The following is a 13164-nucleotide window of genomic DNA, read 5'->3' as shown; positions in this document are numbered from 1 at the left end:
CGACGGTCTCCGAGCCGGAGACGTCGCGCCGGGGCGTGCCCTGGCCGGGCGGGGGCAACTGCCCTATGGACTGGGTGCCCTCGAAGGCCGCCTCTGAGCGCCGGCCCCGGGGCTCACCCTGGGCACGGCGCGGATCACCGCCCCCCGGGAAGGCATCGGGGCGCGATCGCGGGTCGGGGGACCCGGTACGCGAACGGGGGTCGGCAGGACCCGGGCGCGAGCGCGGGTCCGCGGATCCGGAGCGAGAACGCGGGTCGGGCGAGCCTGGGCGGGAGCGTGGGTCGCCCGCGCCCTGCCTTGGGTCACCGGAGCGGCCCTGTGGCGGCGGCGCGGCGCGCCTGCCGGCGGCCGGGTCGGGTGCCGGGCGTGGTGACGACTGTCCACCTGCGGGCGCGCCCTCTGGGGCAGAGCGACGGCGCCGCCCGGGGCGAGCTGATCCGCCGGGGCCCTCGGCTGGGTCGGGGCGGCCGGTCGGCTCGGAGCCATAGCTGCTGTAACTCACGCGTCCTCGTTGGGTCATCTGGCGATCTGGAGGGTCTTCGACGTCTGTCAGCGGCAGGCGGAGAGGCGTACCTCCTGAGCCGGGGGACTCGACTGCGCTGGACTATGTCTCGGCGGTCTGTCCGTCTTTGCCGGAGTTGCCCGGTGGCCCGCCGTTGCCTAGGACGAAGGAAACCGTCAGGTGATTCCATGAACAACCTTGGCAGACCTCAACAACGTAGACCCGGAATTCCTCGTATTCATGGGCCATCTGAACAAGGTCTGACGTGGCTTTTACACGACCCGCACTGCGTCCTAGCTGGTCGCCGTACACATATGTGACATGAGTCACGTTCCGGTACTCGCAGATTGGGCAGACGCGCTCGGTGGGCTCACCGTGATATCTGGCGGCACGCAGAAGGTAGGGATGAGCATCACACACGTCACTCCTGGCCGCGCGACCGGAGCGGAGCGACTGGACGGTCGCCCGCTTCGCAAGGCCGTAGTCCACGACCCCTCGCTGTGACCACATGAGCGCCAGACTACGACTTTTTTGGCTATTCCGCCCAACCGCTTGAGCTTTTGCCGATTGCACACTATGCCGACCCGACGTATCCTCTGGATGTATCGACTCGATACATCGGCAGAACACATCGATGCGAGAGGGGGCGGTTCCAGTGGCGGTAAGCAGAGGCGGAGTCCTGGAACTGGCCGTGCTCGGCTCGCTTCACGAGACCCCTTTGCACGGCTATGAGCTGCGGAAACGGCTCAATGCCCTGCTCGGCATGTTTCGTGCGTTCTCCTACGGCTCGCTCTATCCGTGCCTTCGGCAGCTGCTGGCCGACGGTCTCATCGCGGAGGAGCCGCCGGACGAGCGCGGTCCATGCACCACGACGCAGAGCCCGCGCGACACCACTCTGCCGCTCACCGGCCGCCGGTCGAAGATCGTCTACAAGCTGACGGCCGAAGGCAAGGAACGCCTGCACGAGCTGCTCACCCAGGCAGGGCCCTCCTCCTGGGAGGACGAGAGCTTCGGCGTCCACTTCGCCTTCTTCCGCCACACGGAGGCCGAGGTACGGCTGCGCATCCTGGAGGGTCGCAGAAGCCGCCTGGAAGAGCGGCTCGACGGGGTCCGCACGGCTCTCGCCCGCACGCGTGAGCGGTTGGACAGTTACACCCTGGAATTACAGCGCCACGGTTTGGAATCAGTCGAGCGTGAAGTGCGCTGGCTGAACGAGCTGATCGATACCGAACGAGCGCAAGCCGTCCGGCCAACTGCGGAGAGGGCGGAGGCGCAGGACGCCGAGCCCGTTCCTGATAAGACGAACGAGTAAAGGAGCGAGTGCGATGGGTTCCGTGCGCGTAGCCATCGTCGGAGTCGGCAACTGTGCCGCGGCGCTGGTGCAGGGCGTGCAGTTCTACAAGGACGCCGACCCCGCCAGCCGGGTGCCGGGCCTGATGCACGTCCAGTTCGGCGACTACCACGTCGGTGACGTGGAGTTCGTCGCGGCGTTCGACGTCGATGCCAAGAAGGTCGGGCGCGACCTGTCCGAGGCGATCGTGGCCTCGGAGAACAACACGATCAAGATCTGCGACGTGCCGCCCACGGGCGTCACCGTGCAGCGTGGCCCCACCTATGACGGTCTCGGGGAGTACTACCGCGAGATGATCGAGGAGTCCGACGAGACTCCGGCCGACGTGATCGCGGTGCTCAAGGAGGCCAGGGTCGACGTCCTGGTGTCCTACCTTCCCGTGGGCTCCGAGGAGGCCGACCGCTTCTACGCCCAGTGCGCCATCGACGCGGGCGTCGCCTTCGTCAACGCGCTTCCGGTCTTCATCGCCTCCGACCCGGTCTGGGCGAAGAAGTTCACCGACGCCGGCGTCCCGATCGTCGGAGACGACATCAAGTCCCAGGTCGGCGCCACCATCACCCACCGGGTCATGGCGAAGCTCTTCGAGGACCGCGGGGTCGAGCTGCTGCGCACGTACCAGCTCAACTTCGGCGGCAACATGGACTTCATGAACATGCTGGAGCGCAAGCGGCTCCAGTCCAAGAAGATCTCCAAGACGCAGTCCGTCACGTCGCAGATCCCGCACGAGATGGCCAAGGCCGACGTCCACATCGGCCCGTCGGACCACGTGCCGTGGCTGGACGACCGCAAGTGGGCCTACGTCCGCCTTGAGGGCAAGTCCTTCGGCGACACCCCGCTGAACCTCGAGTACAAGCTGGAGGTCTGGGACTCCCCGAACTCCGCCGGCGTCATCATCGACGCTGTGCGCGCCGCCAAGATCGCCATGGACCGCGGCATCGGGGGGCCGATCCTGTCGGCTTCGTCCTACTTCATGAAGTCGCCGCCGGAGCAGTACTCCGACGACGACGCCCGCGAGTCCGTCGAGAAGTTCATCCGCGGCGAGATCGAGCGCTGACACGCCGGCGGCCGCGCGCGAGCACCGGGCGCGGGGCCGCCGCCGACATAAGCAGCAGCCACCGACATAAGCAGAGGAGAAGCGCCCGGGTCTCGAACCCGGGCGCTTCTTCGCATGCGGTGAACTACCGGGGGCTTCTGGCCGCCGGAGGCAGGTCCGCAGGGTCCGCGGGTTCCCAGGTGGAGGGGTCGGCGCCGAGAGCGGTGAGGAGCGGCACCTGCTCACCGCACCAGGGGGAGATCGCGAGCAGGCCGCTCATGACGTCGCCGGTGAACTCCTTCCACGGCATCCACCGGGTCTCCCCGACCTCGTCCGGGTTGGGCCGCGGATCGCCGGAGACGATGGCCCGGTAGACGGGGCACATCTCGTGCTCCACCGTGCCGTCCTCCATGACCGCGCGGTAGGCGAACGCGGGGAGCATCAGGTCGAGGCTGTCGGCCGTGAGGCCGAGCTCGTACGCGAGCCTGCGGACCACCGCGTCCACGGGGGCCTCGCCCGGCAACGGGTGCCCGCAGCAGCTGTTCGTCCACACCCCCGGCCAGGTGCGCTTGTGAGACGCGCGCCGGGTCAGCAGGACCCTTCCCTCGCCGTCGAAGACATAGCAGGAGAACGCCAGGTGCAGGGGCGTGTCGGCACCGTGCACAACGGACTTGGGGGCGGTGCCGATGGCCTCGCCTTCGGCGTTCACGAGCACGACCTGTTCGTCAATGGTCACCCGATCGAGGGTACGTGATCATGTCTACTGACTTCATGTACCCACCGGCCCCATCTTTGGAGAAGCGTCATCTCCGGGTGGGCAAACGTCCTCCCTGGTGGAGCAAGCGTCTACCTTCGGCAAACCGGAAAGGAACGCGCCCGGATCGATGGCGTGTTAGGCGATCAGACCCTGGCGAAGCCGCCTTCCACCGCACCGGCCGGGGCTCGGGCACCGCGATCTCGGCCGGACGACTGGCCGCCCGCCGTCCGGGAGGCTCCGCGATGACACGTGCGTAACCCCTCTGGTCCCGCATCTGAGCCCCGGCCCGGACCCGGCGTACCGGCGGGCGTTCGATCCCCTAGGGCATATCCGGGATGTTCCCGATGTGGCCTCCGACACAAGCCCAGTAGGCTGACCCGCGTGTCCTACGTCTCCGACCTTCGTGCCGTCCTTCGAGGCCGGGACTTCAGACGTCTGTTCGCCACTCGCCTGGTCTCGCAGTTCTCCGACGGTGTCTTCCAGTTCGCCGTGGCGGGGTACGCCTTCTTCACACCCGAGAAGCAGACCAGCGCCGCCGAAGCGGCCGTCGCGTTCGCCGTCCTCCTGCTTCCCTACTCCATCCTCGGCCCGTTCGCCGGAGTGTTCATCGACCGCTGGTCGCGCCGCCAGATCCTGGTGATCGCGCCGGTGGTCCGGGGTGTCCTGCTGATCGGCGCCGCCCTGCTGGTGGCGCTGAACGCCCCCGACTGGTGCTTCTACGGCGCCGCGCTCGCGGTGCTCGGGGTCAACCGCTTCTTCCTGTCGGCGCTCAGCGCCGCGCTGCCCCACGTGGTCGACAGCGAGCGCCTGATGCTGGCCAACGCCGTCACCCCGACCTCCGGCACGATCGCCACGTTCATCGGGGCCGGGATGGGATTCCTGCTCCGCCTCCTCTTCGGCGCCGAGCACAGCGGCACGGCCATGCTGCTGGTGGTCTCGGGCGTGGTCTTCGGCCTGAGCGCGCTGATCGCCTCCACCATGCGAAGGACCCTGCTCGGCCCCTCGTACGACCCGAACCGGCCGCAGGCCCGCGAGGCCGTGCGCAACGTGATCACTGGCATGATCGACGGCGGCCGTCACATCGTGCACCTGCGGGCCCCGGCCGCGGCACTGGCCAGCATGGCCGCCCACCGGTTCCTGTACGGCATGACCATCGTCATGACCGTGATGCTCTACCGGTTCTACTTCACCACGAACGTCGAGGCCGGCCTGAACCACATCACCGGGGTGCTCGCCACCTCGGGCCTCGGCTTCTTCGTGGCCGCGCTGATCACCCCGTGGGCCACCGACCGCTTCCGCCCCGAGGCGTGGATTCCGATCATGCTCGTGCTGGCCGGCGTGCTGGAGCTGGCGCTCTGCCTGCCGTTTCAGCAGGTCGGCTTCCTCGTGGCGGGCTTCGTCCTCGGCGTGACCGGGCAGAGCGTGAAGATCTGCACCGACACGATCGTGCAGCGTGACGTCGAGGACGCCTACCTCGGCCGGGTGTTCTCCATCTACGACATGCTCTTCAACGGGATGCTCGTGCTGGCCGCCGTCTTCGTGGCGCTGATCCTCCCGGCCAACGGCAAGTCCTACCTGGTGCTCGTGATCGCCTCCGTGGGATACATCCTCAGCGCCCTCGGCTACCGCCTCATAGCCGGCAAAACCACGCCCCTCACCCCCCAGGAAGTCACCCAGTAGGCACGCCACCTCCCACGGGCAACCCGTGACGCCCGCACCTCCGAAGAAGGCGAGTCACCGACACCGCCCTCCAAACACCGGGCACCCAATGGCCGTTCCCGGGCAGGGCGATCACCCTCGCCTTCTCGGTAGGTGGGGTGGCGGGACTACGCGGGGAGTGTGGCCGCCGCGGCGGTCATCGCGGTCGTGATGCGCGCCAGCTCGTCGGGAGCGGTGATGTACGGCGGCATCGTGTAGACAAGCCGCCCGAAGGGGCGCAGCCAGACGCCGTGCTCCATCACGATGTCCTGGATCTTCGAGGTGTCCACGGGGTGCACGGTCTCGACCACGCCGATCGCGCCGAGGACGCGCACGTCCCTCACCCCGGGAGCGCCGGCCACGCCCGCCAGCCCTTCGACGAGGCCGGCCTCGATGCGCTTGACCTCCTCCCGCCAGGGGCGCTCCTCCAGCAGGGTCAGCGAGGCGTCGGCGACCGCGGCCGCCAGGGGGTTGCCCATGAACGTCGGCCCGTGCATGAGCACGCCGACCCGATCGGCCACCTCGGCCGTGCAGAGCGTGGCGGCCATGGTCAGATAGCCGCCGGTCAGGGCCTTGCCGACGCACATGATGTCGGGCCTGATGCCCGCGTGGTCGCAGCCGAACATCTCACCCGTGCGGCCGAAGCCCGTCGCGATCTCGTCGGCGATGAGCAGGACGCCGTACTCGTCGGCCAGCTCGCGCAGCCTTCTGAGGTAGGCCGGGTGGTAGAAGCGCATGCCCCCCGCGCCCTGCACCACGGGCTCCACGATGATCGCCGCCAGCTCACCGGCATGCCGTGCCACCAGGTCTCCCAGATGGCCGAGATAGGCCTCGTCGACCACCTGCTCCCCGGCCACCGCAGCCGAGCCGCGGTCCCCGGCCACCACGGGCGAGCCGCGCTCCCCGGACACCGCGGGCGTGCCGCCTCCAGGGCCCGGCGCAGACGAGGCGGGGGCTTCCAGACGCCGGCCATGGCCATCGGGGGCTCCGGGGTGGAGGCCGTAGCCGCCCGGGGGTCTGCCGGCGAAGACGTGCTGGGGCAGCACACCGCTGAACAGGTGGTGCATGCCGTTGACCGGGTCGCACACAGACATGGCGCCGAAGGTGTCGCCGTGGTAGCCGCCCTTGACGGTGAGCAGGCGGCTCCTGCCCGTGCACTGGATCGCGATCTTGATGGCCACCTCGACGGCCACCGACCCCGAATCGGCGAGGAACACCCTCTCAAGACCCGTCATCTCGGCCAGCCGCCGCCCCAGCCGCACGGCCGGCTCGTGGGTGAGGCCGCCGAACATCACGTGGGCCATGTCGTCGAGCTGCTCGCGGGCGGCGGCGTTGAGACGCGGATGGTTGTAGCCGTGGATCGCCGCCCACCAGGACGACATGCCGTCGACCAGCTCACGGCCATCCGCGAGCGTCAGCCGCACACCCTCGGCCTTCACGACGGGGTGGGCGGGGACGGCGGGAGAGGCCTCGGCATAGGGGTGCCAGAGGTGCTCGCGGTCGAGGTCGGTCAGAGTTCGGGCGTCCACTCGGTCACCCTAACCCCGGCCGTGTGCCCCGCCACGAAGACCGAGCCCACCTGTGGACAACTCCACGGAACAGCCGTCCACCTGTGGACAACTCCGGAACGCGAGCAGGCCGGCGCGCTCAGCCCACGCCCTGAGCGCGCGCCCACTCCACCAGAGCCGCCTTGGCGGCCTCCTTGCCGACGATGCCCTCGTCAAGGCGCATGTCGAGCAGGAACTTGTAGGCCTTGCCGACCACCGGCCCTGGACCGACGCCCAGGATCTCCTGGATCTCGTTGCCGTCGAGCTCGGGCCGCATCTTCGCCAGCTCCTCCTCGTCGGCGAGGCGGGCGATGCGCTCCTCAAGGTCGTCGTACGTGCGTGAGAGCTCCTGGGCCTTGCGCTTGTTGCGGGTCGTGCAGTCGGCCCTGGTGAGCTTGTGCAGCCGCTCGACGAGGTGCCCGGCGTCACGCACGTAGCGGCGCACGGCCGAGTCGGTCCACTCGCCGGTGCCGTAGCCGTGGAAGCGCAGGTGCAGCTCGACGAGGCGGGAGACGTCGGCCACGACATCCTTGGGGAACCGCAGCTCGGCGAGGCGCTTCTTGGTCATCTGGGCGCCCACGACCTCGTGGTGGTGGAAGGAGACGCGGCCCCCCTCCTCGTACCGCCGGGTCTTGGGCTTGCCGATGTCGTGCAGCAGGGCGGCCCAGCGGAGCACGCGGTCGGGGCCCGCGGCTTCCAGCGCGATCGCCTGCTCCAGCACGATGAGCGTGTGCTCGTAGACGTCCTTGTGCCGGTGGTGCTCGTCGATTTCCAGGCGCAGCTTGGGCAGCTCGGGCAGCACGTGGGCGGCGAGGCCGGTGTCCACCAGCAGGCCCAGGCCCTCCCTCGGGTGCGCGCCGCAGATGAGCTTGTCGAGCTCGTCGCGGATGCGCTCGGCGGAGACGATCTCGATGCGGTCGGCCATCGAGGTCATGGCCGCCACGACCGCCGGATCGACGGCGAAGCCGAGCTGGGAGGCGAAGCGCGCGGCCCGCAGCATCCGCAGCGGGTCGTCGTCGAAGGACTGCTCGGGGGTGCCCGGGGTGCGCAGGACCTTCGCGGCCAGGTCGGACAAACCGCCGTAGGGGTCGACGAACTCGTGCCCCGGCAGCCGCACCGCCATCGCGTTGACCGCGAAGTCGCGGCGCTCCAGATCGGCCTCGAGGGTCTCGCCGTAGATCACCTCTGGCTTGCGGGACTTCGGGTCGTACGACTCGCTGCGGTAGGTGGTGATCTCCAGGACCCAGCTGCCCTTGCGGACGCCCACCGTGCCGAAGTCGATGCCGATGGTCCAGATGGAGTCGGCCCATCCCTTGACGATCTCCAGCACCCGCTCGGGGCGCGCGTCGGTGGTCAGGTCGAGGTCGTTGCCGATGCGCCCGAGGAAGACGTCGCGAACGGAGCCGCCGACGACGGCGAGCTCGTGCCCATGGTCGGCGAACAGCGCGCCGAGCTCATCGGCGACTGGGGCAATCCGCCGGAATAGGTCGATCACGGCCCTCTGCTGACTAACGCTCAGATTTGAGACGGACAAGCTGGGTAGGTCCTTCGGTTACGGAAGAGAATCTCCGCGCTAGCCCTGGTGTAACCCGCCCGGGAGCACTCCCCATGCGATCACCAGGTTTACGGTCGGTCGCAGATCTGTCGGGGGCACCCGGACAAGACAAGGAGCACGAGAGATGAAAGACGCCCTCGCGATCCACCGCCGGCTCCTGTCCCACCAGATCCACCATGAGATCGTACGGCTTCCGCGCGCCTTGACGTGCGCCGACGACCTCCCCGAAATTCTGCACGTCGACCGTGGTTCCTGCATCCGCGTCACGGTGTTCGAGGTGACGACGCGCAGCTCACGCGAGCCCGTGGCCGTGGTCACGACGGTCGCCTCACCCCCTCGGCCGGGTGCCGTCGGCGCGCTCCTCGGTGCGCGCCGGGTGCGGCCCGCGCCCGCTTTCCTGGTCAATTCCGCGACCGACTACGCCGCCACATCGGTGTCACCCCTGCTGCTTCCCGATGAGCTCACCGTACTGATCGACGAGCGCCTGGCGGACTCCAGGGACGCCGACGACCTGGTGTACACCCCCACAGGGGAGCGACGTACGGCCCTGCGGCTCAGGGCCCTTGACCTGCTCACACTCACCCCCGGAAAGTACGTGAACCTCCAGGCGACGCGGCACAGGACCGTGCGGATGCCCGGCTCCCGGGAAGTGCGGCCCGTGATGGGCCTCCCCCGCTGCGAATCGCCGCCCGCTCTGCTTTAGGCCATACCATTCTGGGCGTGCGCCGAACTCCACCCCTGGCCGGCACGTGACCCGCGGAGCCGCCCTGATCTCCGTTCTGACCGCCGCGTTCCTCATCGCCCCGGCGGCCGTCGCCAGTGCCGCCATCGCTCCCGGGGCCGTCACGAGCGCCGCGGGCAAGGCGTCCACCAGCACCGCGCAGACCGGCAATGGGGTCACGCGCGCGGCGGCTTCGAGCCGTCAGGACGCCCAGATCGTGGTGGACTCCATAACGCCGCAGGCGCCTCGTGAGCCCTCCACGCCCATCCTCATCTCGGGATCGGTCACCAACACCAGCGCGGCTCCTCTCGCGGGGATCTCGGTCCGCCTGCGCTTCTCCCGCCAGCCGTTCGCCAACCGCACCGAGATGCAGGCCTTCGCCGACGGCGGCCAGATCTTCGACTCCTCGCGGCGCACGGTCTACGTGAGCCAGCTCCCGGCCGCGGGCAAGCTCCCCTGGGAGTTCAGCCTCACCCCGGCCTCGCTGGAGATGTTCCGGTTCGGGGTCTACCCCTTGACGATCGAGCTTTGGGACCCCGTGAGGGGGCAACTGGCCGCCCAGCGCACATTCCTCACGTACGCCCCGAAGGACCAGCCGATCACCCGCACCAAGATCGCCTGGGCGCTTCCCATCGTCGACCAGCCGCATCGTGGCGACGACGCCACCTTCGTCGACGACGGCCTGCGGCAGGCGGTCGCCGACGACGGGCGCCTGGGGAAGATCCTGAAGATCGCCGAGACGCCGTCCAAGGGCGTGAGCTGGTTCGTCGACCCGGCGCTCCTCGACGACGCGCAGGCCATGTCCAAGGACTACAGCCTCAGCGTCAAGCCGGGCACGACACCGACGAGGAAGACGGCCGACCAGGGTGTCGCGCAGTGGCTGCAGAGGCTGCGCGCCTCGCTCGCCAAGGTTCCCGTCACCGCCACCCCGTACGCCGACCCCGACGTCGCGGCCGTGAGCCACCAGGGGCTCGACACCGCCACGGGCATCGCGATCGACAAGGGCGCGTCCGTCGCGAGCGATCTGCTCGGCAAGGAGGTCGGCACCGCCACGAACTGGCCGATGGGGGGTGTGATCGACCACGACGCCCTCGACGCGCTGGCCGTCGCCGACGTCCGCACGGTCCTGCTCGCCTCGACGGCCCTTCCCGCCAGCCCTCCGCTGACGTACACGCCCGACGCCGCCACCTCGCTGGAGACCGTCCAGGGCACGGTCAACGCGCTGCTGGCCGACCCGGTGCTCAGCGCGCTCCTGACGACGGCGGGCACCTCCGCCCCCGGCGCCACCACCCTGGTCACCCAGCGGTTCCTCGCCGAGACCGCGATGATCAGCATCGAGCGGCCGGAGGAGCCTCGTTCGGTGGTCGCGGCGCCGCCCCGCCGCTGGAATCCCGACCCTGCCTTCGTCACCACCCTGCTGAAGACGGCCGCCTCCGCGCCGTGGCTCAAGCCGGTCGCCCTGAGCTCCGTCAAGCCGCCGAAGGCCGGGGTGCCCCGCACCGACCTGGTTTACACCGACAAGGACGAGCAGGCCGAGCTCGCGAAGTCCTACATCAGCGGAGTCAAGAAGCTCAGTAACCGCGCCGAGCTCACCGCCACCGTCACCAAGGACCACCGCCGGGTCTTCGACACCGCCCTGCTGAGGCTCACCTCGACGGCCTGGCGTGGCCGCACGGGCAGCGTGGGCCCGCTGCTCAAGCAGGTCGACTCGGCCGTCAGCGAGCGCACCAGCGCGATCTCGGTCTCCACGGGCGAGCAGCGCACGCTCGCGGGAAAGAACGGCATCGTCCCGATCAGCATTCGCAACGACCTCCAGGACGAAGAGGTCACGGTCGGCGTGAAGATCACCTCCGGCGACCGCAAGCTGCTCACGATCGGCGCGTACGAGTCGCTGGTCACCATCAGCCCAGGCAAGACCAGGTCTCTCGACATCCCGATGATGGGCAACGGCGACGGCCAGACGAAGGTCAAGGTGCAGCTCACCAGCGAGAGCGGCAAGCGCTACGGCCTTCCTGTCGAGGTCACCGTGCGCATGACCGGATACACCGCCATCGTCCTGGTGATCGTCGGTGCCGTGCTCACCGTGGTGCTCGCCGCGGTGATGCTGCGCGTCCTGCGCCGCCACTCCCGCCGCCCCGCGAAGGGCCACAGGGCCGGGCAGGCGGCCCCGCGAGCCGTACCGGAACCCGCACAACATCGAGAGGGGCCTTCATGAGCCGGATGTTGCGCGCCAGCGCGGTCATGGCCGCGGGCACGATGGTGTCCCGCCTGACCGGCTTCGTACGTACGGCCGTGCTCGCGTCGGCCATCGGCGTGGCGGCCCTGGGCGACGCCTACAACGTCGCGTACACGATCCCGTTCATCCTGTTCGACCTCCTCATCGGAGGGGTGCTGAGCAGCGTCATCGTCCCGATGATCGTCAAGGCGCAGAAGCACGACCCCGACGGCGGGCGGGCCTACGAGCAGCGGCTGATGACCGTGGCCACGATGGCGCTGCTGGCCATCGCCGTGCTCGGGGTGCTGTGCGCCCCGCTGCTCATCGCACTCCTCACCACCGACCTGGATCCCCGCAGCGCCCAGGTCGCCACCACGCTGGCGCGCTTCATCCTTCCCCAGATCGCGTTCTTCGGCATCGGCGCGATCGCCGGCGCCATCCTGAACACCCGTGACCGGTTCGCGGCGCCGATGTGGGCGCCCGTGCTCAACAACCTCGTGGTCATCGCGGTCGGCCTGATCTACCACTTCGTCAGCCGGGCGGGCGGTGACATCGGGGCAGCGACGGCCTCCGACCTGGCCCTCCTCGGCATCGGCACCACGGCGGGCATCGTGATCCAGTCGATCGTCCTCATCGTCGCCGTGCACCGCGTGGGGTTCAGGTTCGTCCCCCGGTTCGACCTGCGCAACGCGCGGCTCGGCGAGATGGGCAAGGCGGGCGTGTGGACCCTCGCCTTCGTCGTGCTCAACCAGATCGGCTACATCGTCACCACCAACCTCGCCACGGGCGCCACCGGCAAGGCCGCCGAGGAGGGGGCCGGCCACGTCGCCGGCATCGCCTCGTACAGCTACGCGTTCCAGCTCTTCCAGCTCCCCTACGGCATCATCGCCGTCTCGGTGATCACGGCGATGCTCCCGAGGATGAGCCGGTACGTGCACGAGGGCGAGCTCGGCGCCATCCGTGACGAGTTCGCCTCCGGAGTGCGGCTGGTCTGCGCGGTCATCGTGCCGTCCGGGCTGCTGCTCATGGTGCTGGGCCCCGCGGTGACCGTGCTGATCTTCGCCCACGGCAGCACCTCGGTGGACGACGCCCTGAACATGGGAAACGTCCTGCAGGTGTTCGGGCTCGCGCTCGTCCCCTTCTCGATCTACCAGCTCCTGCTGCGGGTCTTCTACAGCTTCGGCGACACCCGCACGCCCGCGCTGATCGCGGGGGGCAATGTCGCGGTGAACGCCCTGCTGAGCTTCATCCTGTACCTCACGCTGCCCCCCCACCTCATCGTCATGGGGCTCGCCCTGGCCTTCACCGCCGCGTACGTGGTCGGCGGGGCGGTCGCCTGGACCCTCGCCAGCCGCAAGGTCGGCGGCGGGCTCGGCGGCAGGGTCGTCGCCTCCGGGCTGTCGCGGATGTACGTCGCCGCCATCCCCGCCGCGGTCATCGCCCTCGGCGCCCTTTGGGCGACCAAGCAACTGGCCGGTGTGACGCCGCTCAGCTCCACGATCATGCTGGTGGCGGGCGGCGGGCTCGGCGGATTGATCTACCTGGTCACATCCCACCGGATGCGGATCGCCGAAATCAGCTCGATCATTGGACTTGTGGCGGGACGGGTAGGCCGCTAGTCATAGGTAAGCCGGAAGTCCGGTTCGCCCGTGTTCCAAGGGCAACACGGGCGGCACCCGCTCCGGACTACCATGGTGCCCTGTGCACGGTGGAGATCGGGCACCACCGGCTGACAAGGAGCAGGAGGGGCGTGGCGGTATTCGCACGGACATCGCCCACGACCAG

10 protein-coding genes are annotated in these 13164 nt (G+C 69.2%); 6 read left to right on the top strand and 4 right to left on the bottom strand.

Annotated features, from left to right (window positions below):
• Positions 1-604: 604 nt before the first annotated feature.
• The gene (locus OG589_RS36545; RefSeq protein ID WP_405142883.1) at positions 605-1012 is read right to left on the bottom strand and encodes a DUF5318 family protein; all 408 of its coding nucleotides are present in this window, start codon (positions 1010-1012) and stop codon (positions 605-607) included.
• A gap of 145 nt (positions 1013-1157) precedes the next feature.
• Here OG589_RS36545 and OG589_RS36540 point away from each other — a divergent pair, with 145 nt between their 5' ends.
• Both OG589_RS36540 and OG589_RS36535 read left to right on the top strand, forming a co-directional pair.
• The gene (locus OG589_RS36540) at positions 1158-1814 is read left to right on the top strand and encodes a helix-turn-helix transcriptional regulator (RefSeq protein WP_405142881.1); all 657 of its coding nucleotides are present in this window, start codon (positions 1158-1160) and stop codon (positions 1812-1814) included.
• Positions 1815-1827: 13 nt separating this feature from the next.
• Entirely contained in the window at positions 1828-2907 is a 1080-nt protein-coding gene (locus tag OG589_RS36535; RefSeq protein ID WP_405142879.1) for an inositol-3-phosphate synthase, read from the top strand.
• 124 nt (positions 2908-3031) lie between these two features.
• On the opposite strand, the gene idi is transcribed toward OG589_RS36535, so the two are convergent.
• Positions 3032-3622: an isopentenyl-diphosphate Delta-isomerase gene (idi, locus tag OG589_RS36530; protein ID WP_405142877.1), complete on the bottom strand. Its 591-nt coding sequence runs from the start codon at positions 3620-3622 to the stop codon at positions 3032-3034.
• A gap of 402 nt (positions 3623-4024) precedes the next feature.
• On the opposite strand from idi, the gene OG589_RS36525 reads away from it, so the two are divergent.
• On the top strand, positions 4025-5323 hold the full coding sequence (locus OG589_RS36525; protein ID WP_405142875.1) for an MFS transporter: 1299 nt from the start codon (positions 4025-4027) through the stop codon (positions 5321-5323).
• Between the two features lie 146 nt (positions 5324-5469).
• Here the strand turns inward: OG589_RS36525 and OG589_RS36520 are convergent, their stop codons facing one another.
• Together OG589_RS36520 and OG589_RS36515 are read right to left on the bottom strand one after the other, a co-directional pair.
• The gene (locus OG589_RS36520; protein ID WP_405142874.1) at positions 5470-6870 is read right to left on the bottom strand and encodes an aspartate aminotransferase family protein; all 1401 of its coding nucleotides are present in this window, start codon (positions 6868-6870) and stop codon (positions 5470-5472) included.
• 118 nt (positions 6871-6988) lie between these two features.
• On the bottom strand, positions 6989-8422 hold the full coding sequence (locus OG589_RS36515) for a CCA tRNA nucleotidyltransferase (protein WP_405142873.1): 1434 nt from the start codon (positions 8420-8422) through the stop codon (positions 6989-6991).
• 145 nt (positions 8423-8567) lie between these two features.
• On the opposite strand from OG589_RS36515, the gene OG589_RS36510 reads away from it, so the two are divergent.
• Genes OG589_RS36510 through murJ form a run of 3 tightly spaced genes read left to right on the top strand, consistent with a single transcriptional unit; the run spans position 8568 to position 12998 of the window.
• A complete protein-coding gene (locus OG589_RS36510; RefSeq protein WP_405142872.1) occupies positions 8568-9146 on the top strand; it encodes an aminoacyl-tRNA deacylase in 579 nt (192 codons plus the stop codon).
• 46 nt (positions 9147-9192) lie between these two features.
• On the top strand, positions 9193-11379 hold the full coding sequence (locus OG589_RS36505) for a DUF6049 family protein (RefSeq protein WP_405142870.1): 2187 nt from the start codon (positions 9193-9195) through the stop codon (positions 11377-11379).
• Entirely contained in the window at positions 11376-12998 is a 1623-nt protein-coding gene (gene murJ, locus OG589_RS36500) for a murein biosynthesis integral membrane protein MurJ (protein ID WP_405142869.1), read from the top strand. The genes OG589_RS36505 and murJ overlap by 4 nt, the downstream gene beginning before the upstream one ends.
• Positions 12999-13164 lie beyond the last annotated feature (166 nt).

It is taken from the genome of Sphaerisporangium sp. NBC_01403, from assembly GCF_045040145.1.
GTDB lineage: Bacteria > Actinomycetota > Actinomycetes > Streptosporangiales > Streptosporangiaceae > Sphaerisporangium > Sphaerisporangium viridialbum.
This window is presented reverse-complemented; position numbering and strand designations above follow the sequence as displayed.

Excerpts from the sequence above, each read along its gene's own strand:
- OG589_RS36510 (WP_405142872.1), top strand. The coding sequence starts at position 8,568 with ATGAAAGACGCCCTCGCGATCCACCGCCGGCTCCTGTCCCACCAGATC.
- murJ (WP_405142869.1), top strand. The coding sequence starts at position 11,376 with ATGAGCCGGATGTTGCGCGCCAGCGCGGTCATGGCCGCGGGCACGATG.
- OG589_RS36535 (WP_405142879.1), top strand. The coding sequence starts at position 1,828 with ATGGGTTCCGTGCGCGTAGCCATCGTCGGAGTCGGCAACTGTGCCGCG.
- OG589_RS36545 (WP_405142883.1), bottom strand. The coding sequence starts at position 1,012 with ATGTGGTCACAGCGAGGGGTCGTGGACTACGGCCTTGCGAAGCGGGCG.